Origin of the sequence: Dickeya sp. ws52 (genome assembly GCF_007210685.1) — a bacterium.
Taxonomy (GTDB): Bacteria; Pseudomonadota; Gammaproteobacteria; order Enterobacterales; family Enterobacteriaceae; genus Dickeya; species Dickeya chrysanthemi.
The window spans coordinates 68,735-89,223 of record NZ_SZVX01000011.1 but is presented as its reverse complement, the minus strand read 5'-3'; the positions used below and the strand labels follow the sequence as shown (position 1 = coordinate 89,223).

Annotated in this window: 19 protein-coding genes and 1 riboswitch; of the genes, 13 read left to right on the top strand and 6 right to left on the bottom strand. The window is 57.2% G+C overall.

The window, feature by feature from the left end; translation table 11 throughout:
* Positions 1-81: 81 nt before the first annotated feature.
* Complete coding sequence (locus FDP13_RS12350) at positions 82-543, top strand: L-alanine exporter AlaE (RefSeq protein ID WP_012768362.1); 462 nt, start codon at positions 82-84, stop codon at positions 541-543.
* 115 nt (positions 544-658) lie between these two features.
* On the opposite strand, the gene cra is transcribed toward FDP13_RS12350, so the two are convergent.
* From cra to FDP13_RS12330, 4 genes are all read right to left on the bottom strand, one after another.
* A complete protein-coding gene (gene cra, locus FDP13_RS12345) occupies positions 659-1,663 on the bottom strand; it encodes a catabolite repressor/activator (protein ID WP_012768361.1) in 1,005 nt (334 codons plus the stop codon).
* Positions 1,664-1,906: 243 nt separating this feature from the next.
* Positions 1,907-2,398, bottom strand: a complete 492-nt coding sequence (ilvN, locus tag FDP13_RS12340; protein ID WP_013319477.1) for an acetolactate synthase small subunit — start codon at positions 2,396-2,398, stop codon at positions 1,907-1,909.
* A gap of 2 nt (positions 2,399-2,400) precedes the next feature.
* On the bottom strand, positions 2,401-4,122 hold the full coding sequence (ilvI, locus tag FDP13_RS12335; RefSeq protein WP_027710886.1) for an acetolactate synthase 3 large subunit: 1,722 nt from the start codon (positions 4,120-4,122) through the stop codon (positions 2,401-2,403).
* Between the two features lie 396 nt (positions 4,123-4,518).
* On the bottom strand, positions 4,519-6,324 hold the full coding sequence (locus FDP13_RS12330; protein ID WP_143839552.1) for a long-chain fatty acid--CoA ligase: 1,806 nt from the start codon (positions 6,322-6,324) through the stop codon (positions 4,519-4,521).
* A 228-nt stretch (positions 6,325-6,552) separates the two neighbouring features.
* Here FDP13_RS12330 and leuL point away from each other — a divergent pair, with 228 nt between their 5' ends.
* The 5 genes from leuL to leuD all read left to right on the top strand — a co-directional run bounded on the left by leuL (position 6,553) and on the right by leuD (position 11,414).
* Positions 6,553-6,636, top strand: a complete 84-nt coding sequence (gene leuL / locus FDP13_RS21985; protein WP_107760451.1) for a leu operon leader peptide — start codon at positions 6,553-6,555, stop codon at positions 6,634-6,636.
* A 94-nt stretch (positions 6,637-6,730) separates the two neighbouring features.
* Positions 6,731-8,305, top strand: coding sequence for a 2-isopropylmalate synthase (gene leuA / locus FDP13_RS12320; RefSeq protein ID WP_012768357.1), 1,575 nt, complete (start codon positions 6,731-6,733; stop codon positions 8,303-8,305).
* Positions 8,305-9,396 (top strand): 3-isopropylmalate dehydrogenase, encoded by a 1,092-nt coding sequence (gene leuB / locus FDP13_RS12315; RefSeq protein ID WP_143839551.1) that lies wholly within the window; start codon positions 8,305-8,307, stop codon positions 9,394-9,396. The genes leuA and leuB overlap by 1 nt, the downstream gene beginning before the upstream one ends.
* A 2-nt stretch (positions 9,397-9,398) precedes the next feature.
* A complete protein-coding gene (gene leuC, locus FDP13_RS12310) occupies positions 9,399-10,799 on the top strand; it encodes a 3-isopropylmalate dehydratase large subunit (protein WP_012768355.1) in 1,401 nt (466 codons plus the stop codon).
* Between the two features lie 12 nt (positions 10,800-10,811).
* Positions 10,812-11,414 carry a 3-isopropylmalate dehydratase small subunit gene (gene leuD / locus FDP13_RS12305; protein ID WP_012768354.1) on the top strand — a complete coding sequence of 201 codons (603 nt, stop codon included), beginning with the start codon at positions 10,812-10,814 and terminating at the stop codon, positions 11,412-11,414.
* Positions 11,415-11,832: 418 nt separating this feature from the next.
* Here leuD and FDP13_RS12295 read toward each other — a convergent pair whose 3' ends face one another.
* Complete coding sequence (locus tag FDP13_RS12295) at positions 11,833-12,735, bottom strand: siderophore-interacting protein (RefSeq protein ID WP_012768353.1); 903 nt, start codon at positions 12,733-12,735, stop codon at positions 11,833-11,835.
* Between the two features lie 248 nt (positions 12,736-12,983).
* On the opposite strand from FDP13_RS12295, the gene tnaC reads away from it, so the two are divergent.
* Both tnaC and tnaA read left to right on the top strand, forming a co-directional pair.
* On the top strand, positions 12,984-13,094 hold the full coding sequence (tnaC, locus tag FDP13_RS12290) for a tryptophanase leader peptide (RefSeq protein ID WP_071601325.1): 111 nt from the start codon (positions 12,984-12,986) through the stop codon (positions 13,092-13,094).
* A gap of 96 nt (positions 13,095-13,190) precedes the next feature.
* Positions 13,191-14,591 carry a tryptophanase gene (gene tnaA / locus FDP13_RS12285; RefSeq protein ID WP_012768351.1) on the top strand — a complete coding sequence of 467 codons (1,401 nt, stop codon included), beginning with the start codon at positions 13,191-13,193 and terminating at the stop codon, positions 14,589-14,591.
* Between the two features lie 130 nt (positions 14,592-14,721).
* On the opposite strand, the gene sgrT is transcribed toward tnaA, so the two are convergent.
* Positions 14,722-14,880 (bottom strand): glucose uptake inhibitor SgrT, encoded by a 159-nt coding sequence (sgrT, locus tag FDP13_RS12280; protein ID WP_012768350.1) that lies wholly within the window; start codon positions 14,878-14,880, stop codon positions 14,722-14,724.
* A 114-nt stretch (positions 14,881-14,994) separates the two neighbouring features.
* Between sgrT and sgrR the strand changes: the two genes are divergently transcribed.
* The 5 genes from sgrR to FDP13_RS12255 all read left to right on the top strand — a co-directional run bounded on the left by sgrR (position 14,995) and on the right by FDP13_RS12255 (position 20,404).
* Entirely contained in the window at positions 14,995-16,662 is a 1,668-nt protein-coding gene (gene sgrR, locus FDP13_RS12275; RefSeq protein ID WP_033575427.1) for an HTH-type transcriptional regulator SgrR, read from the top strand.
* A 56-nt stretch (positions 16,663-16,718) separates the two neighbouring features.
* Positions 16,719-16,857, top strand: a riboswitch (TPP riboswitch).
* A 42-nt stretch (positions 16,858-16,899) separates the two neighbouring features.
* Positions 16,900-17,883: a thiamine ABC transporter substrate binding subunit gene (gene thiB / locus FDP13_RS12270; RefSeq protein WP_012768348.1), complete on the top strand. Its 984-nt coding sequence runs from the start codon at positions 16,900-16,902 to the stop codon at positions 17,881-17,883.
* Positions 17,859-19,472, top strand: a complete 1,614-nt coding sequence (gene thiP, locus FDP13_RS12265; RefSeq protein ID WP_033575426.1) for a thiamine/thiamine pyrophosphate ABC transporter permease ThiP — start codon at positions 17,859-17,861, stop codon at positions 19,470-19,472. Before thiB ends, thiP begins: the two co-directional genes overlap by 25 nt.
* Positions 19,456-20,148: a thiamine ABC transporter ATP-binding protein ThiQ gene (thiQ, locus tag FDP13_RS12260; RefSeq protein WP_143839550.1), complete on the top strand. Its 693-nt coding sequence runs from the start codon at positions 19,456-19,458 to the stop codon at positions 20,146-20,148. The genes thiP and thiQ overlap by 17 nt, the downstream gene beginning before the upstream one ends.
* A 154-nt stretch (positions 20,149-20,302) precedes the next feature.
* Complete coding sequence (locus FDP13_RS12255; RefSeq protein ID WP_152486580.1) at positions 20,303-20,404, top strand: ilvB operon leader peptide IvbL; 102 nt, start codon at positions 20,303-20,305, stop codon at positions 20,402-20,404.
* The last annotated feature ends 85 nt before the right edge of the window (positions 20,405-20,489 follow it).

Here is a 20,489-nt window from a genome sequence, read left to right as displayed (position 1 = left end):
ATAAACCAATAAAGCAAAACTAAACACTAACAAATCACGCCAACTATGGCGTTATTGCCCATCACCATGGAGCCATACGATATGTTTTCTCCTCTCTCCCGCATACGTGGCATCGTTGCCGATACCGTTGCCATGGTGGTGTATTGCTTCCTGACCGGCATGGCGATTGAAATCGTGTTGTCAGACATGAGCTTTCAGCAATCGCTCTCTTCACGCTTGCTGTCGATTCCAGTCAATATTGTCATTGCCTGGCCTTACGGCCTTTATCGGGATCGTATCGTCGCGCTGGCATTACGCCTGAACGCGGATTCTCGTTGGGGGAAAAATATAGCGGACTTGTTTGCCTACGTGAGTTTTCAATCACCGGTTTATGTCGCTATTTTACTGACGATTGGCGCTGAGCCATCACAAATCCTGAAAGCCGTTGCCAGTAATGCGGTCATATCCATGGTGATGGGCGTCGCCTATGGCTATTTTCTGGAATATTGTCGTCGGCTGTTCCGGGTCAGTGTTTCACCTCGTCCGCAAATTGTCAGCCATTAATTCTGCTCAATAAACGGTCGTAGACATAATATTAAATAAATAAAAAATCAGGGAAAAATAAGAATTATCTCATGCGGCGTGGAATAAAAATTATTCCAACGCCGCATGATATCGATCAACGACGGCTCAGAAAACCGCGACGGTAGAGATTACGGCGAATACGATATAAGCCCGGCTTCGGCTTACGCGGTTCATCCAGGCTGGCCAACACCAGTTCCAGCACCCGCTCCGCCACCTCACGATGGCGTTGCGCCACCGCCAGCACCTGACATTCCAGAAAATCCAGCAACTCATTATCGCCGAATGTGGCGATCGCCAGATTATTCGGCAACCGCCCGCTCTGTTTGAGCGTCACGTCCATCACCCCTTGCAACAGCGGAAAAGAGGTCGTAAACAACGCTTGCGGCATCGGATGATGTTTCAGGTATTCTTCAAATACTGCCGCCGCCGCACTGCGTTCATAGCTGTTGGCATAGATATAATTCACCTGACGCGGATCATCAGCCCAGGCGCGTCGGAATCCCTGCTCACGCAGAAAGCTGACGGACAGTTCCGGTAGCGCGCCAAGATACATGACCGATTCAGCAGGCACCTTGCGCAATTCCTGCGCCAGCATTTCCGCATCTTCCATGTCCGCCCCGACCACGCTGGTGAAATGCTCGCGATCCAACGCACGATCGAGCGCGATCACCGGCAACGGATCATTGGCCCAACGCTGATAGAACGGATGCTCCGGCGGCAATGCCGTGGAAACAATGATCGCATCCACCTGCCGTTGCAATAAATGTTCGATGCAACGCATCTCATTATCCGGCTGATCTTCAGAGCAGGCGATCAACAACTGATAGCCGCGCTGACGAGCCTGTCGCTCCAGATAGTTAGCGATTCGGGTATAGCTGGTATTTTCCAGATCGGGAATGACCAACCCGATGGAACGGGTACGCCCGGCGCGCAGACCGGCAGCAACGGCATTAGGGTGGTAGTTGTGCTCTCTGACCACCGCCATCACTTTCTCAACGGTCTTATCGCTGACACGATATTGTTTCGCTTTACCATTAATAACGTAACTGGCCGTCGTACGCGAAACCCCAGCAAGACGCGCGATTTCATCCAGTTTCACTGGCAACCCCTTAATAAGCCGGACAAAAAACAAAGAATGGAAAGATAACCATGCATTAACCGTGGATATGATACCGATCTAAGCGCAGAAAACACTGACGGGCAACCGCTTTTATTATTTACACCTATCAGGATCAAAAAAGCCCGGCATCATGGCCGGGCTAGATATTATCATCAGAAAAGCAACTATTGCTGTATGAAAGTCAGCAAATCGTCAGACTATCGGCTGTATTTCAGCACCGCGTCAGCGCATCACACGATCACCACGCGAGACGCCCACGATGCCGGAACGCGCCACTTCCACAATCTCGGCCACTTCCCGCACGCTATTGAGAAACGCATCCAGTTTTTCGCTGGTCCCCGCCAGTTGCACGGTGTAAAGCGATGCGGTGACATCGACTATCTGCCCGCGGAAGATTTCCGCACTGCGCTTGACTTCTTCCCGGCCATAACCGGTCGCCTGCAATTTAACCAGCATCAGTTCACGCTCAACGTAAGCGCCCTGGCCCAGCTCGCTGACTCGCAGCACATCCACCAGCTTGTGCAGTTGCTTTTCAATCTGCTCCAGCACTTTCTCGTCGCCCACCGTCTGGATAGTCATCCGCGATAACGTCGGGTCGTCCGTAGGAGCGACGGTCAGGCTTTCAATGTTGTAACCACGTTGAGAAAACAGGCCAATCACGCGTGACAGAGCACCTGATTCGTTCTCCAGCAATACCGACAAAATACGACGCATGATCAGGTCCTCTCCGTTTTGCTTAGCCACATCTCATCCATTCCACCGCCGCGGATCTGCATCGGGTAAACATGCTCGCTGCTATCCACCCGCACATCTACAAACACCAGACGATTTTTCTGCTCCAGCGCCGCTTTCAGCTTCGGCTCCAGCTCATCGGGGGTATCAATAGTGATGCCGACGTGGCCGTAAGCTTCCGCCAGTTTGACGAAATCAGGCAGAGATTCCATGTAAGAACTGGAGTGACGGCCGGAATAGATCATGTCCTGCCACTGTTTCACCATGCCAAGGAACCGGTTATTCAGGCTCACCACCACAATCGGCAGGTCATATTGCAGTGCGGTGGACAGCTCCTGAATGTTCATCTGGATACTGCCGTCGCCGGTAACGCAAATCACCGTTTCTTCCGGCAAAGCCAGCTTGATACCCAGCGCCGCAGGCAAGCCGAAGCCCATCGTCCCCAAACCGCCGGAGTTGACCCAACGGCGCGGCTGGTCAAACGGATAATACAGCGCGGCGAACATCTGGTGTTGCCCCACGTCGGACGCCACATAAGCCTTGCCTTCCGTCAGACGGTGCAGGGTTTCGATAACCGCCTGCGGTTTAATCGCCTCCCCCTCGGTGCTGTATTTCAGGCACTGGCGAGCACGCCACTGTTCGATACGTAGCCACCAGTCGCGCATGGCGTCAAATTTCTGTTGTACCTCGCCGCCTTGCGCCAGCAATTCCAGCATCAGGCTAAGGACCTGACGAGCATCGCCGACGATCGGAATATCCGCCGCCACCGTTTTAGAAATGGAGGTCGGGTCGATATCAATATGCAGAATAGTGGCGTTCGGACAGTACTTCGCCAGGTTATTGGTGGTTCGGTCGTCGAAACGTACCCCGACGGCGAAGATCACGTCGGCGTTATGCATCGCCATGTTCGCTTCATAGGTGCCATGCATACCGAGCATACCCAGACTCTGGCGATGGGTCCCCGGAAAACCGCCCAACCCCATCAACGAGCTGGCCACCGGCAGATTGAGTTTTTCCGCCAGTTCGCGCAGTTCCTGATGGCAATTGGCGTTAATCACCCCGCCGCCGCTGTAAATGACCGGGCGCTCAGCGGCCAGCAAGGTCTGCAACGCACGTTTGATTTGACCTTTGTGCCCCTGCACCGTCGGGTTATAAGAACGCAGGCTGACCTGATCGGGATACGCATAGGGCAGCTTCTTAGCCGGGTTGAGGATATCTTTCGGCAAATCCACGACGACCGGACCAGGGCGGCCGGTAGACGCCAGATAAAAGGCTTTTTTCAGCACAGTGGGAATGTCTTCGGTCTGCTTGACCAGATAACTGTGTTTCACCACCGGGCGGGAAATCCCCACCATGTCGCATTCCTGAAAGGCATCGTAACCAATCAGCGAGGTCGCAACCTGACCGGAAATCACCACCAGCGGAATGGAATCCATATATGCGGTGGCGATACCGGTAATGGCGTTAGTCGCGCCCGGCCCCGAGGTCACCAGTACCACGCCCACTTCGCCAGTCGCTCTGGCATAGCCGTCGGCCATATGTACCGCGCCCTGCTCGTGGCGCACCAGAATGTGTTCTATGCCGCCAACGGTGTGCAGTGCATCGTAAATATCCAGCACCGCGCCGCCCGGATAACCGAACACATGTTTTACGCCCTGATCGATCAGCGATCGAATCACCATCTCGGCGCCTGACAACATCTCCATGGGTTTGCCTCTTATTGTTCAGATAGCGAATTGTTCAGATAGCGAGTCGCTTCTGCATTGACAGGGGAACACCCCGCGCTCATTAGACGATGTCCGGTGAATCAAGCAGGAGCAAGTTCGGGTTTACTCGCACTCCAGCTCTTTCGCAGGACATCGCCCGGGTTTTTACATATAACTTATTAACATAACGCTAGATTATGAAGCAGGCAAACGCCGCGGCCGGGCAGGCCATGACGCAATAATGGTAAATCAACTGTTAAAAGAGGAACGAAACAGATAAAACGCTGAGGAGTGACCACGTCGTTAAAAATTATCCCGCCGTGGTCAGGCATTACAGAGTGAAATATTGACGATAAAATTGTGGTTTAAAGCGTGCCGTCACCGTCGAAACGTCTGCTAATCGGCGTACATGGCTTCAATTTCCAGCTGATAACGCTGATGAATGACCTTCCGGCGGAGTTTTAACGTCGGGGTCAATTCGCCTTCTTCCTGGCTAAACGGCGCCGGCAGTAAGGTAAATTTCTTCACCTGCTCAAACCGGGCAAACTCTTTTTGCACCTCACGCAGCCGCTGTTCGAACAGCGACAGAATGTGGCTATGGCGCAGCAGTTCCAGGCGGTCCTGATAACCCAGATTGATAGAGCGGGCGTACTCCTCCAGTGCCTCGAAGCAAGGAACGATCAGCGCAGACACATATTTACGGGCATCTGCAATCACCGCAACTTGTTCAATGAAGCGATCCTGCCCCAGCGCGCCCTCCAGATGCTGCGGCGCAATGTATTTGCCGCCCGAGGTTTTCATCAGATCCTTGAGGCGTTCGGTGATAAACAGATTGCCGTTGCCGTCCACCTCGCCCACATCGCCGGTTTTGAACCAACCGTCTGACGTAAAGGCGGCCTCCGTATCTTGCGGACGATGATAGTAGCCGCGCATTACGGTAGCGCCGCGCACCTGAATTTCATTTTGCTCGCCGATACGCACCTCAATGCCCGGCAGCGGCGTACCCACCGACCCGAGCCGGTCCTGATTAGCCTCCCAGCAAGACACGGTAGCGCAGGTTTCCGTCAGGCCGTAGCCATAAACGATACGGACGCCCATAGCCTGAAAGAAAGCGATGATATTGTCATCCAGACGCGCACCGGCCGCCGGCAGAAAACGCACCTTGCCGCCCAACAGTTGACGCAGGCGCGACAACACCAGCCGATCGGCGAGGCGGTACGTCAGCGCCCCCCACATACCGGCGCGTTTTCCAGTTTGCCGGCGCAAAAACCGCTTACTGCCCTGCGCAAGTCCCCAGTGAAACAGCGTGCGCCGGTGCCACGGCGCCTGCGCCACTTTTTCATGGATGGCACTGAATACCTTCTCGTAAAAACGCGGCACCGCACACATCACCGTCGGGCTGACCGCCGCCATCGCCGCACGCACCTGATTGGTATCGCGCAGGTAAACATTCTGTGCGCCGCAGTGCATGATAAAGAAGCTCCAGGCACGCTCGAACACATGCGATAACGGCAAAAAGCATAGCGATACGTCTTGTTCGCTCATCTGCAACCGCTCATCATGCAGCATTAGTTGAGTCGCCATGTTGGCGTAATCCAGCATCACGCCTTTCGGCTCGCCGGTAGTACCGGAGGTATAGATGAGCGTGAAGAGATCGCTCAAATCCCGATCGGCTACGCGCCGGCGCAGCACAGGCTCCCACACCGACAATTCCGCCTGATCTTCAAACTCCTGTAGCGATATCGCGATATCACAGCCCCGTCGGCGAATACCGTTATCCAGCAGGATAATCGTACGCAACTGCGGGCAGGTATCGCGCAGCGACATCAACAGATCAAACTGCGCCTGACCACCAACAAAAACGGTACGGATGTCCGCCTCGTTGAGAATGAATGCCGCCTGCGCCGCCGCGCTGGTGGCATAAAGCGGCACGGTGATTGCCCGCAGGTGCAACAACGCCAGGTCCGCCAGCGACCAGTTGATCGAATTATCGGAGAAGATCGCCACTCGATCCTGAACGTCAACGCCTAACCCCAACAAGCCGCAGGCGATGCGGCGGATGCGTTCCCCCACCTGATGCCAGTCGAGTTGCTGTTCCTGTTCAGGTTCCCATTCGCGAAACGCCGGCGCGTCAGGACGTTGAGCAATCTGCTGTTGAATGCGGTGAACCAGATGGTATTGCGGGAGTGAATTCGTCTTCATGCGCTACGGGCCTGACAATATCAAAAATAGGCGTAAAAATTGGGCAGGCAGTCTACCGCGCCCATCCACGTCGTCCAAGCCATTTCCACCGCTTTTCCACCGGGAATGTGACGGATAAAACATCAGGTACGCCGCTGCCGTATGGATCCGGAGGTTGACATCACCGCGGGAATCAAGTACCAATAAAGGCAGAACTACGTTTTCAACTTATTTGGATGATGAAACAGCATGTTTAATTTTGCTCAGCTACTAGGCCTACTACTAAACGCATCTCATGTGCGCGGTATGCCGGTGGGCGAAATTCAGAGCTGATTTCTCGTCACACACCATAAAAAACCCGCGCCGTTGCGCGGGTTTTTTTTTACTCGCCGGGCGCCCAGGCAAACAGAACAAAGGAAGAAGACCGATGAACCAACAAGTGATTATTTTCGATACGACGTTGCGTGACGGTGAGCAAGCGCTGCAGGCCAGTTTGAGTGTGAAGGAAAAACTCCAGATCGCACTGGCGCTGGAAAGGATGGGCGTTGACGTAATGGAAGTGGGTTTTCCGGTTTCCTCTCCCGGTGATTTCGAATCCGTGCAGACCATCGCCCGCAACATCAAAAACAGCCGCGTCTGCGCCCTGGCCCGTTGCGTTGAAAAAGACATTGATGTGGCGGCCGAATCCTTGCGCGTCGCCGAGGCGTTCCGTATCCATACGTTTATCGCCACCTCGCCGATGCATATCGCCACCAAATTGCGCAGCACGCTGGATGAAGTGATTGAACGGGCGACCTACATGATCAAACGCGCCCGCAACTACACCGACGATGTAGAATTCTCCTGCGAAGACGCCGGCCGTACCCCGATCGAAGACCTGAGCCGGGTCGTGGAAGCAGCTATCAACGCCGGTGCCCGCACCATCAACATCCCGGACACCGTCGGTTACACCCTGCCGCACGAATTCGGCAACATCATCGCTTCACTGTATCAGCGTGTACCTAACATCGATAAAGCCATCATTTCCGTGCATACCCATGATGATCTCGGTCTGGCGGTGGGCAACGCCATGGCGGCGGTGCACGCCGGCGCGCGTCAGGTGGAAGGCACCCTGAACGGCATCGGCGAACGCGCCGGTAACTGCTCGCTGGAAGAAGTAATTATGGCTATCAAAGTGCGCAGCCAGTTGATGAACCTGCACACCGGCATCAACCATCAGGAAATCTACCGCACCAGCCAAATCGTCAGCCAGATCTGTAATATGCCGATCCCGGCCAACAAAGCGGTGGTTGGCGCCAACGCCTTCGCCCACTCCTCCGGCATCCATCAGGATGGTGTGCTGAAAAACCGCGAAAACTACGAAATCATGACGCCGGAATCCATCGGCCTGAAAGAAGTGCAGTTGAACCTGACATCTCGTTCCGGCCGTGCCGCCGTTAAGCACCGTATGGAAGAAATGGGCTATAAAGAAGGCGACTACAATCTGGATACGCTGTACGCCGATTTCCTCAAACTGGCCGACAAAAAAGGCCAGGTGTTCGACTATGACCTGGAAGCGCTGGCGTTTATCAACAACCAGCAGGAAAGCTCCGAATTCTATCGGCTGGACTACTTCAGCGTGCAATCTGGTTCTAGTGTTATGGCGACGGCGTCCGTCAAATTGTCATGCGGCGAAGAGACACTGTCTGAAGCCGCGACCGGCAACGGCCCGGTCGATGCCGTGTATCAGGCTATCAACCGCATTACCGGCTACCCGATCAATCTGGTCAAATACCAGTTATCCGCCAAGGGGCAAGGTAAAGAAGCACTCGGTCAGGTAGACATCGTGGTGGAATATCAGGGACGCCGTTTCCACGGCGTGGGCCTGGCGACGGACATCGTCGAATCCTCCGCCAATGCGATGGTTAACGTATTAAACAACATCAAACGCGCGCAACTGGTTGAAAAAGAAGTGCAGCGTTTGCAGCAACACAACAAACACAACAGTCAGGAAACAGTGTGATGAGCAAGAGTTACCATATTGCCGTCTTACCCGGTGACGGCATCGGCCCGGAAGTGATGGCTCAGGCGTATAAAGTATTGGATGCGGTTCGCCAGCGTTTTGGTCTGCGCATCACCACCAGCGAATACGACGTCGGCGGCATCGCCATCGATCGTCAAGGCACGCCGCTGCCACAGGGGACGATTGAAGGCTGCGAACAGGCCGACGCCATTCTGTTCGGTTCGGTCGGCGGCCCGAAATGGGAACATCTGCCGCCGGCGGAGCAACCGGAACGTGGAGCGCTGCTGCCGCTGCGTAAACACTTCCGCCTGTTCAGCAACCTGCGCCCGGCACGCCTGTATCAGGGTCTGGAAGCCTTCTGCCCGCTGCGTAGCGACATCGCCGCCAACGGTTTCGACATTCTGTGCGTGCGCGAGTTGACCGGCGGTATCTACTTCGGCCAGCCGAAAGGCCGTGAAGGCAGCGGCATGTACGAACGCGCCTTCGATACCGAGGTATATCACCGTTTCGAAATCGAGCGCATTGCCCGCATCGCCTTTGAATCGGCACGCAAACGCCGCAGTATCGTCACCTCGATCGATAAGGCCAACGTGCTGCAAAGCTCGATTCTGTGGCGCGAAATCGTTAACGAAATCGCCCGCGACTACCCGGATGTTCGCCTGAATCATCTGTATATCGACAATGCCACCATGCAGTTGATTAAAGACCCGTCCCAGTTTGACGTGCTGCTGTGCTCCAACCTGTTCGGCGACATCCTGTCCGACGAGTGCGCGATGATCACCGGCTCGATGGGGATGTTGCCGTCGGCCAGCCTCAACGAGCAGGGCTTTGGTTTGTACGAACCGGCAGGCGGTTCCGCGCCGGATATCGCCGGCAAGAACATCGCCAACCCGATCGCTCAGATTCTGTCCGCCGCGCTGCTGCTGCGCTATAGCCTGGGGGCAGACGACGCCGCCACCGCCATTGAGCAGGCGGTCAATCAGGCGCTGGCGGAAGGTTACCGCACCGGCGATCTGGCTAGCGGCGGCACCGCCGTCACCACTGATGAAATGGGCGATGCGATTGCCCGGTTTGTAGCAGAAGGGGCGTAATCATGGGTAAAACCTTATATCAGAAGTTGTTTGATGCGCATGTGGTACACGAAGCGCCGAATGAAACCCCGCTGCTGTATATCGACAGGCATCTGGTGCATGAAGTGACTTCACCGCAGGCATTCGACGGCCTGCGCGCCATGGGCCGCAAAGTCCGCCAGCCGGGCAAAACCTTCGCCACTATGGACCATAACGTGTCTACTCAGACGCGTGACATTAACGCCAGCGGCGAAATGGCCCGCATCCAGATGCAGGAACTGATCAAGAACTGCGCCGAGTTCGGCGTGCAGCTGTATGACCTGAACCATCCGTTTCAGGGTATCGTGCACGTTATCGGGCCGGAACAAGGCATGACACTGCCGGGGATGACCATCGTCTGCGGCGACTCCCACACCGCTACCCACGGCGCGTTCGGCTCGCTGGCATTCGGCATCGGCACCTCGGAAGTCGAGCATGTGCTGGCGACGCAGACGCTGAAGCAAGGCCGTGCCAAAACCATGAAGATCGAGGTAGCTGGCGATGCTACTTCCGGTATCACCGCCAAAGACATCGTACTGGCGATCATCGGTAAGACCGGCAGCGCCGGCGGTACGGGTCATGTCGTGGAATTCACTGGCAAAGCTATCGAAGCGCTGAGCATGGAAGGCCGTATGACCCTGTGCAACATGGCGATCGAAATGGGCGCCAAAGCCGGTCTGGTGGCACCGGACGACACCACCTTCGCTTACCTGAAAGGCCGCCAGTTCGCACCTACCGGCAGCGATTGGGATGCCGCGGTGGAATACTGGAAGACCCTGCATTCCGATGCCGATGCTCACTACGACACCGTAGTGACGCTGAATGCCGCCGATATCGCGCCACAGGTGACCTGGGGCACCAACCCCGGCCAGGTGATCGCCGTCGATCAAATCATCCCGGCGCCGGAATCCTTCAGTGATCCGGTAGAGCGCGCTTCGGCGGAAAAAGCGCTGGCGTATATGGGCTTGCAGCCGGGCGTAAAACTGACGGAAGTGGCGATCGACAAAGTGTTTATCGGTTCCTGCACCAACTCCCGTATTGAAGACTTACGCGCCGCCGCCGCCATCGCCAAAGGGCGCAAAGTGGCCGCCGGCGTGCAGGCTTATGTCGTCCCCGGCTCCGGCCCGGTCAAAGCCCAGGCGGAAGCCGAAGGTCTGGACAAAATTTTCCTGGATGCCGGTTTCGAATGGCGTCTGCCCGGCTGCTCAATGTGCCTGGCGATGAACAATGACCGTCTGAATCCGGGCGAGCGTTGCGCGTCCACCAGTAACCGTAACTTTGAAGGGCGTCAGGGCCGTGGCGGTCGCACCCATCTGGTCAGCCCGGCGATGGCGGCGGCGGCGGCGGTTACCGGCCGTTTCGCAGACATTCGTGAACTGAATTAAGAGAGGCACTCCATGGCTAAATTTACCCAACACACTGGTTTGGTGGTGCCGCTGGATGCCGCCAACGTCGATACCGACGCGATTATCCCGAAGCAGTTCCTGCAAAAGGTGACCCGCACCGGTTTCGGTCAGCATCTGTTTCACGACTGGCGTTTTCTGGATGACGCCGGCCAGCAGCCTAACCCGGATTTCGTGCTGAACCAGCCGCGCTATAAGGGTGCGAGTATCCTGCTGGCACGCGAAAACTTCGGTTGCGGCTCTTCGCGCGAGCACGCGCCGTGGGCATTGACCGACTACGGTTTTAAGGTGGTGATCGCCCCGAGCTTCGCCGATATTTTCTACGGTAACTCGTTTAACAACCAGCTGCTGCCGGTTAAATTGAGCGATGCCGATATCGACGACCTGTTCAAACTGGTAGCCAGCCATGAAGGCATTACCTTCACGGTAGATCTGGAAGCACAGCAAGTTAAAGCAGGCGAGAAGACCTACTCGTTTGAAATAGACAGCTTCCGCCGTCACTGCATGATAAACGGTCTGGACAGCATCGGCCTGACCCTGCAGCACGACGCATCCATCGCCCGCTACGAGCAGCAACAACCGGCGTTTCTGCGCTAGTTTTGCCTTGTAGGCTTTTAAACCACTTAAGTGCAGATGAAGGGTTTTCCGGCGTCAAAAACTGTGCTGAGGTGGGCGACTTCGCCGGGTGAGCGGCATGGATGCCGCGAAAGCCCGTGCCGTGTTGGACAAAAACGCCGGGAGCGTTTTTGAACAGCGTTTACGCTGGCCCGAAGGGCGAGCCCCAAGGATGGGGCGAGTAATCGCGTCACGGGCGGCCCGAACAGCGAAGGGACCGCGTTAGCGGCACAGTTTAGCCACACAGCCAGTGGTCAAGGAGAGGCGGCGTCTGAGCCTCTCCTTGTCGTGCGTGCGATGGTGCTGCAAAGCGAGAATCGACGTTATCGCGCACGAAACCTCTCACCGATCTTGCATAGACTCGTCAGCAACAAAACAACACGGTTGTTTGTCAACAACCTCAATGAGAACGCGGACCGCGGCTCCAGTAGGCCATAAAGGTGATGGACTCCTGTGCGATACCTTTTTCCGCCAGCAGATAGCGGCGCAACGCCTTCACCGCCGAGGATTCAGTGGCCACCCACCCGAAGAACTGACCTTGCTGCGCACTGGCCGGTTCCCAGACCTTCTCGCCATCGGCAATATCCGCCACCGCAACAGGGTGTGCCGCTACCTGCGCTGTCGGGCATGACCAATGGCGCGCAGCCTCCAGCAAACGCTCGCCATAGGTCGCGCCGGTGCCTTCGCGCGGCAACCAGACCACTTCGGCGAACGGCAACTGGCGATAATCGTCAACGCAATCCGCCTGTAACGGTACTTCGATAAACGCCTGCACCTGCGGCGGGTTATCCTGCTGCGACAACTGATCCAGAATGCCTTTGATCGCCGGCAACGCGGTTTCATCGCCCATCAGCAGCACCTGACGGATGTTTTCCGACAGCACCCACTCGTAGCCGCCGTTATCGCCGGCAAAGTCGCCGCGCGGCGCTACCATCTGCAACTCGGCGCCGGGCTGCGCACTCATCACCCAGGCCGAAGCCGGGCCTTCGGTGCCATGCACCACGAACTCCACCACCATTTCGCCGGTTTCGGTGTCCAGACTGCGCAGCGTGTAGGTGCGGGGAATCGGGCGTTGTTGCTTAGGCATAGCCTGCACCAGCTTATACCACTCGCCGACATCCGGCAGACGCGGCGGCGTGCCGTCCTCAGCAGGCAGCAACACTTTAATACGCTGATCCGGCGCGCAGATTTTCATCTGTTTCACCGCTTCGCCAGTGAATACGCAGCGCATCAGCGATGGGGTAAGCAATGTCTTGTGGGCCAACGTAACATCAAACACTTTATATTCCTTTACCCCAGCCATAACCCGCCTTTACCTCTCTGGTTGTAATTCTCCGGCAATGTGCCGCCTGTCGATATTTGTGCCGATAACGGCTTCAAACCCCGCACAGTTTTATCACTTACCTTCGATAATGAGAAACATTATTGACTCAATTTCCATTCTCAAAACAATGTTCACCCGCCATCTCCGGATTGCCTGCGAGATCACGGTTTTGTCCGGCGTTTTTCGCCTACCCTGATCGTTCGGTATTCACGAGATAAGGAGACCTCATGACACGCATCATCCGGTGTTATCGCCAGAGCCTCTCCGGCGATTGTCGCCCCTGGTTCAACATCGATCACCGCCTCACCAACGATTTCCCACGCCCGTTTCATGCCTGATTCAGCTTTACCCTGATTTTTTCCTGTTATTTCAATTTATTTTTGACGTCATACAGCGGCGGCGATGTCTGCTGACGGGCGTCGTGGAGATATTGCATGAAACGCATCCCTGAACCTTTTCGCATCAAAATGGTAGAAAACATCCGTATGACCACCCGCGACGAACGGGAGCGCGCCCTGCAGGAAGCAGGCTATAACCCGTTTTTGTTGCGCAGTGAGGATGTTTACATCGACCTGCTGACCGACTCCGGCACCGGCGCCATGAGCGATCGCCAATGGGCCGGTCTGATGATGGGCGACGAAGCCTACGCCGGGTCGCGCAACTACTACCATCTGTGCGATCAGGTGAAAGCGCTGCTGGGTTATCCGTTCACCATTCCGACGCATCAGGGGCGCGGCGCAGAACAAATCCTGTTCCCGTGTCTGATCGCCAAAAAGCAGCGCGCCGGCGGCGGCAAGAAACCGGTGTTCATTTCCAACTTCCATTTCGATACCACTGCCGCTCACGTGGAGCTGAACGGCGCGCGCGCCATCAACGTGGTGACGCCAAAAGCCTTCGACACCACCGCTTATTACGACTGGAAGGGCGATTTCGACCTTGACCTGCTGCACACCACCATCGAACAGCACGGCGCGGATAACGTGGTGGCGATCATCACCACCGTCACCTGCAACAGCTCCGGCGGTCAGCCGATTTCGATGAGCAATATGCGCGAGGTGTATCGCATCGCGCAGCAGCACGGCATTCCGGTGGTGATCGACTCCGCCCGCTTCTGTGAAAACGCCTGGTTCATCAAACAGCGTGAACCCGGCTACGAAAACCGCTCGATCAAAGAGATCGTCCACGAGATGTACCAATACGGCGACATGCTTACCATGTCGGCGAAAAAAGACCCGATGGTAAATATCGGCGGCCTGTGTTGTTTTCGCAGCGACGAAGAGCTGTTCAACGAGGTGCGCATCCGCTGTGTGCCGATGGAAGGTTTCGTCACTTACGGCGGGCTGGCCGGGCGCGACATGGAAGCGCTGGCCATCGGTCTTGAGGAAGGCATGAACGAGGACTATCTGACCTACCGCATCGGCCAGGTGACCTACCTTGGCGAGCGCCTGCGCGCCGGCGGCATCCCGATTCAGTACCCGGTGGGCGGACATGCGGTATTTGTCGATGCGAAAAAACTGCTGCCGCATATCCCGGCGGAACAGTTCCCGGCACAGGCGCTGAATAACGCGCTTTATCTGGAAGCGGGCATCCGTAGTGTGGAAATCGGTTCATTGCTGCTGGGGCGCGACCCGGATACCGGCGAACAGAAACCGTCGCCGCTGGAACTGCTGCGCCTGACCATTCCGCGCCGGGTGTATACCAACGATCACATGGATTACATCGCCGACTCGTTGATCGCACTGAAGGAGAGAGCCAGCGATATCAAAGGACTGACCTTCACCTATGAACCGCCGGTATTACGCCACTTTGTGGCTCGCCTGAAACCGGTGGAATAACGCACCATCATTAAAACGGCTATAAAAAAAGCCAGCGGAGCACTCCGCTGGCTGGTGAACAGCACCATTACTCAGAACACTGTGGCGGTTTCCCGCCGCCGTTCTCACTCTCATTCGATGACCATCGGCCTTATAACCAGCGGCGATACTCTTCCTCATCCATCTCCCGGATCTGCCATTGGGTAACCTGCAACAACAACGCCATTCGCTGTGCGGCGGCGAGTGCGCCCCATCCCCGGCGACAGCCCCGGCAAAGCCAGTGATGATAAAAATGGAATAACCGGCACATATTGCTGCCTCCTCTTCACGGCGGTTCACGCAGTAAACCATTCACTGACTCAAAGTATCCGCGTAATATAGGGAAAAATATATTGATGACCTTGAGTCGTGGAGTTCCTCTTTTATGTCCTCGCCACGTCTGCAACAGCAGTTCATCCGGCTATGGCAATGCCTGCAAGGTCAGGATACCGATACCACGCTGCAAGAGCTGGCGCTGCTGCTCAACTGCTCCCGCCGCCATGTCCGCTCCCTGCTGAGCGCGATGCAACAACAGGGCTGGCTCACCTGGCAGGCAGAGGCCGGGCGCGGTAAACGCTCGCGTCTCAGCTTTCTCTATACCGGGTTAACCCTGCAACAGCAGCGGGCTGAAGACCTGCTGGAGCAAGACCGCATCGAACAACTGGTGCAACTGGTGGGCGACAAAGAAACCGTGCGCCAGATGCTGCTGTCACACCTCGGTCGCAGCGTACGGCAAGGGCGCCACCTGCTGCGCATCCTCTACTACCGCCCAATGCATAACCTGTTGCCCGGCAGTGCGTTACGCCGTTCGGAAACCCACATCGCCCGCCAGATTTTCAGCGGGCTGACCAGCCTAAATGAGGAAAATGGGGAACTGTTGCCGGATATCGCCCACCACTGGCAGGCGTTGTCGCCGCTGCACTGGCGTTTCTATTTGCGACCGGCCATTCGTTTTCACCATGGCCGGGAACTGACGATGGAGGACGTGATCGCCTCGTTGTCCCGGCTGACGGCGCAGCCGCTGTTCTCACACCTGACCCGTATCTCCTCCCCCACGCCGTTCGTGCTGGATATCCGGCTCAGCATACCGGACGACTGGCTGCCGTGGCTGCTCGGCAGCGTACCGGCGATGATCCTGCCGCAAGAGTGGCAAACGCTGCCGGACTTTATGCGCCAGCCTGTCGGCACCGGGCCGTATCAGGTGGTGCGCAATTCGCCCAACCAATTGAAAATCGCTGCGTTTGACGACTATTTCGGCTACCGGGCGCTGATTGACGAAGTCAGTATCTGGGTACTACCCGATGCGCCGACCATCCCCGCCTGTACCGTCACGCTACAAGGCGACGACACCACGGACAATGAGCTGGAGAACCGGCTGGAAGAAGGCTGCTATTTCCTGTTGTTCGACCGCCGCTCGCCGCAAACGGCGGACTCGGAAGTCCGTCACTGGTTGTGTCAGGTACTGAGTCCGGTGGCGATGCTCGCTTTGGCCGACACGCCTTACCAGAGCGACTGGTCCCCCGCTTACGGTTTGTTGCCACGCTGGCATCACAGCCCGCCACGGGCGGTGAGGGAAAAACCAGTCGGCCTGACGCACCTCACCCTCACCTGCTACCGTGACCACCCCGAATACGAAGTGATAAGCGGCATTATGGGCCGCCTGCTGGCATCGCACGGCGTCACGCTGACGCTGCGCAGTCTGGAGTTCGACGCCTGGCGCCAGGGCGACGATGCCAGCGATCTCTGGCTCGGCAGCGCCAACTTCTACCTGCCGCTGGAATTCTCGCTGTTCGCGATGCTGTACGAACTGCCGTTACTGCGGCACTGTCTGGGAGAGGACGAGTTGGAACACACCGCCCGTCAGTGGCGTCAGGGCTCCCTGTCGCTGGCGGAGTGGTGCCAGTCGCTGGTCAGCCGCCAGCAACTCCATCCGCTGTTCCACCACTGGTTGCGGTTGCAGGGACAAGCCAACATGCGGGGGCTACGCATGAACACGCTGGGCTGGTTCGATTTCAAATCGGCCTGGTTTGCGCCGCCGGACCCAGCATCATGACCGCTTGCCGCTGGTCGTGACGCTTTTCCTGATGTGACAAACACTTTACAATAGCGCTGTTCTCAACGGGGTGCGGCCAACATTCATGTACCAGTCGTCATGCACGAACAACCATGCACGTTTGCGTCGCTGAGAAAATACCCGTCGAACCTGATCCGGTTAATACCGGCGAAGGGATTTGAGACTGCATCCTGCTTGCTCAAAGACCTTTGCCGCCTTCAACAATTGGAGCGCAAAGTGTTAAAGAAATTACTGTCCTGCCTGTTACTGCTGTCCGCCCCTGTATTCGCCAAACCGACTCTGACGGTCTATACCTACGACTCGTTCGCCTCAGAGTGGGGCCCCGGCCCGGCTGTCCAAACCGCCTTTGAAAAAGAGTGCGACTGTGAACTGAAATTCGTGGCGCTGGAAGATGGCGTCGCCCTGCTCAACCGCCTGCGTATGGAAGGCAAAAACACCCCGGCGGACGTAGTTCTGGGGCTGGATAATAATCTGGTGCAGGCGGCGGCGCAGACCGGCCTGTTCGCCCCACATGCCGTCAATACCAGCACGCTGACCGTCCCCGGCGGCTGGCGCAACGAGACTTTCCTGCCCTTCGATTACGGCTATTTCGCCTTCGTCTATAACAAAGACAAGCTGAAAAACCCGCCGAAAAGCCTGCATGAGCTGGTGGAAAGCGACCAGCGGTGGACCGTTATCTATGAAGATCCGCGCACCAGCACGCCGGGTCTGGGGCTGCTGCTGTGGATGCAGAAAGTCTACGGCGAAAAAGCGCCGCAGGCCTGGCAGAAACTGGCGGCCAAAACCGTCACCGTCACCAAAGGCTGGAGCGAAGCCTACGGCTTGTTCCTGAAAGGCGAAGCCGATCTGGTACTGAGCTACACCACCTCACCGGCTTACCACCTCATCGCCGAGAAGAAAGACAACTATGCCGCGGCTAATTTCAGCGAAGGCCACTACCTGCAGGTGGAAGTCGCCGCACAACTGGCCGGCAGTAAAAATCCGCAACTGGCGGCACGCTTTCTGCAATTTATGGTAAGCCCGGCCTTCCAGCAGATCATCCCAACCACCAACTGGATGTACCCGGTAATCAAAACCGAGCTGCCGGTGGGCTATAACACCTTGTCTCTGCCAGCTACCGCGCTGGAATTTACCCCGCAGCAGGTGGCGGAACAGCGGGCGAATTGGGTTCAGGCATGGCAACGCGCCGTCAGCCGCTAATTCCCGGTTGGCTATGGCCGGGGCTACTGGCGGCGGTGCTATTGATTAGCACCGCGGCGCTGGCGTTCGCCGCGCTGTGGCTGGACGCCCCCGCCACGCCCTGGCAGTCGCTGTGGGATGACGGCTATCTGTGGCATGTCGTTCGCTTCAGCTTCTGGCAGGCGCTGATGTCGGCGTTGCTTTCCACCTTACCCGCGCTGTTTCTGGCGCGGGCATTGTACCGCCGCCGTTTTCCCGGCCATCGCCTGCTGCTGCGCCTGTGCGCGATGACGCTGGTACTGCCGGTGTTGGTGGCGGTATTCGGCATTCTCAGCGTCTACGGTCGGGAAGGCTGGCTGGCGCGCCTGCTGATGCAGTTCGGTATCGAATACCGTTTTTCGCCTTACGGTTTGCAGGGCATCCTGCTGGCTCACGTCTTTTTTAACCTGCCGTTGGCAACCCGGCTGTTTTTGCAGGCGCTGGAAGGGATTGCCACCGAGCAGCGTCAGTTGGCGGCCCAGCTCGGCCTGCGCGGCCGGCACTTTTTCCGGCTGGTGGAGTGGCCGTGGTTGCGCCGCCAGTTGTTGCCCGCCGTCGCGCTGATTTTCATGCTGTGCTTCGCCAGCTTCGCCACTGTGCTGGCGCTGGGCGGCGGCCCGCAAGCCACCACCATCGAACTGGCTATCTATCAGGCGCTCAGCTTTGACTATGACCCGGCGCGCGCCGCACTGCTGGCATTACTGCAAATGGTCTGCTGTCTGGGGTTGGTATTACTCAGCCAACGGCTCAGTCGGCTGCTGGCGGTCGGCGTCAGCAACCGCCAGCGCTGGCGCGACCCGCAGGACAGCCTGTTCAGCCGGGTTGCCGATACGCTGTTGATTGCGGCGGCGCTGTTGTTGTTGCTGCCGCCGCTGCTGGCCGTCGTCGCGGATGGCCTGAACCGCTCGCTGCCTGACGTATTATTGCGCCAGCCTGCATTATGGCAAACGCTCTGGACCTCGCTGCGCATTGCGCTGGCCGCCGGCGCGCTCAGCGTGGTGCTGACGCTGATGCTGCTGTGGAGCAGCCGGGAGCTGAAACTGCGCCGGCAACGGCTACCCGCGCAATGGCTGGATATGAGCGGAATGCTGATTCTGGCGATGCCGGGGATTGTGCTGGCGTCCGGTTTCTTCCTGCTGTTCAATCGCACCATCGGGTTACCGTCTTCCCCTTACGGGCTGGTGGTGTTGACCAACGCGCTGCTGGCCATTCCTTATGCGATGAAAGTACTGGAAAACCCGATGGTTGATACGGCTGCGCGTTACGGTTTGCTGTGTCAGTCGCTGGATATCCGCGGCTGGCATCGCCTCAGGGTAGTAGAACTGAAAGCGCTGCGCGCACCTATCGCACAAGCGTTGGCCTTTGCCAGCGTGCTATCCGTGGGTGATTTCGGCATCATCGCCTTGTTTGGCAACGAGCAGTTTCGCACTCTGCCGTTTTACCTTTACCAACAAATTGGCGCTTATCGCAGCGCCGATGGCGCGGTAACGGCGCTGTTGTTGCTGCTGCTGTGCTTTATGCTGTTTACCCTGATTGAGAAACTGGCAGGCATTAATGATCGCGCTCGATAAGTTGACCTATCTCTACCAACACCTGCCGATGCGCTTTGATTTACAGGCGCAACCCGGCGAACGCCTTGCCATTCTGGGCCCGAGCGGCGCGGGGAAAAGTACCTTGCTGAGCCTGATCGCCGGTTTCCTGCCGGCCGACGGCGGCCAGCTACGGCTCAACGGACAAGATCATGTCGCCACGCCGCCGGCAAAACGCCCGGTGTCGATCCTGTTTCAGGAAAACAACCTGTTCCCTCATCTGACGCTGGCGCAGAATATCGCGCTGGGTCTGCACCCCGGCCTGAAACTGACTGAGGAGCAACGGGATACATTGCGCGATATCGCCAGCCGCATGGGGCTGTCGGACCTGCTGGAACGCCTGCCGTCACAGGTTTCCGGCGGCCAACGGCAACGGGCGGCGCTGGCGCGTTGTTTGATTCGCCGGCAACCGATCCTGCTGCTGGATGAACCGTTCTCCGCGCTCGACCCGGCGCTACGTCAGGAGATGCTGTCGCTGGTGGATGAGATTTGCCGCGAGCGGCAGTTGACGCTGCTGATGGTATCGCATCAGTTGGAGGATGCCATGCGCATCGCGCCGCGCAGCGTGCTGGTGGTGGACGGCCACGTCTATCACGATGGCCCGACCGGGGAACTGGCGCGCCACCCGAATGCGGCGCGAATCCTGGGTTTGCGGTGACGGCTCGCGCTGAAATGACGGAATGAAATCCTTACTAAATAAATGTGATCTTACGCACGATTTTGTGTTTTCAGCGCGACAGAGCCTTGTCTGATTTTCCGCACTCATGGTTATATGAAAGCGCAGATTAACCAAAACGAACATAAGGTTCCCCGTGAAACACACCACCCCTACTTTCGCACTACTAAACAACGCCGCGCTGCTTGACGCGGTCGTCGTCGTGCGCGTGGTGGTCGTGGTCGGCAGCGCGCCGTAACGGGTTCCGAATCAAACCTAGATTCCCAAACCCCGCCGGCGCAAGCCGAGCGGGGTTTCTTTTATCCACCCTCCCCGCTCCTCCT

What these genes read in the sequence shown, in the direction of transcription:
- FDP13_RS12350 (WP_012768362.1), top strand. Translation starts at nt 82, where the DNA reads ATGTTTTCTCCTCTCTCCCGCATACGTGGCATCGTTGCCGATACCGTT.
- ilvN (WP_013319477.1), bottom strand. Translation starts at nt 2,398, where the DNA reads ATGCGTCGTATTTTGTCGGTATTGCTGGAGAACGAATCAGGTGCTCTG.
- ilvI (WP_027710886.1), bottom strand. Translation starts at nt 4,122, where the DNA reads ATGGAGATGTTGTCAGGCGCCGAGATGGTGATTCGATCGCTGATCGAT.
- FDP13_RS12330 (WP_143839552.1), bottom strand. Translation starts at nt 6,324, where the DNA reads ATGAAGACGAATTCACTCCCGCAATACCATCTGGTTCACCGCATTCAA.
- leuL (WP_107760451.1), top strand. Translation starts at nt 6,553, where the DNA reads ATGTTTAATTTTGCTCAGCTACTAGGCCTACTACTAAACGCATCTCAT.
- leuA (WP_012768357.1), top strand. Translation starts at nt 6,731, where the DNA reads ATGAACCAACAAGTGATTATTTTCGATACGACGTTGCGTGACGGTGAG.
- leuB (WP_143839551.1), top strand. Translation starts at nt 8,305, where the DNA reads ATGAGCAAGAGTTACCATATTGCCGTCTTACCCGGTGACGGCATCGGC.
- leuC (WP_012768355.1), top strand. Translation starts at nt 9,399, where the DNA reads ATGGGTAAAACCTTATATCAGAAGTTGTTTGATGCGCATGTGGTACAC.
- leuD (WP_012768354.1), top strand. Translation starts at nt 10,812, where the DNA reads ATGGCTAAATTTACCCAACACACTGGTTTGGTGGTGCCGCTGGATGCC.
- FDP13_RS12295 (WP_012768353.1), bottom strand. Translation starts at nt 12,735, where the DNA reads ATGGCTGGGGTAAAGGAATATAAAGTGTTTGATGTTACGTTGGCCCAC.
- tnaC (WP_071601325.1), top strand. Translation starts at nt 12,984, where the DNA reads ATGACACGCATCATCCGGTGTTATCGCCAGAGCCTCTCCGGCGATTGT.
- tnaA (WP_012768351.1), top strand. Translation starts at nt 13,191, where the DNA reads ATGAAACGCATCCCTGAACCTTTTCGCATCAAAATGGTAGAAAACATC.
- sgrT (WP_012768350.1), bottom strand. Translation starts at nt 14,880, where the DNA reads ATGTGCCGGTTATTCCATTTTTATCATCACTGGCTTTGCCGGGGCTGT.
- sgrR (WP_033575427.1), top strand. Translation starts at nt 14,995, where the DNA reads ATGTCCTCGCCACGTCTGCAACAGCAGTTCATCCGGCTATGGCAATGC.
- thiP (WP_033575426.1), top strand. Translation starts at nt 17,859, where the DNA reads ATGGCAACGCGCCGTCAGCCGCTAATTCCCGGTTGGCTATGGCCGGGG.
- thiQ (WP_143839550.1), top strand. Translation starts at nt 19,456, where the DNA reads ATGATCGCGCTCGATAAGTTGACCTATCTCTACCAACACCTGCCGATG.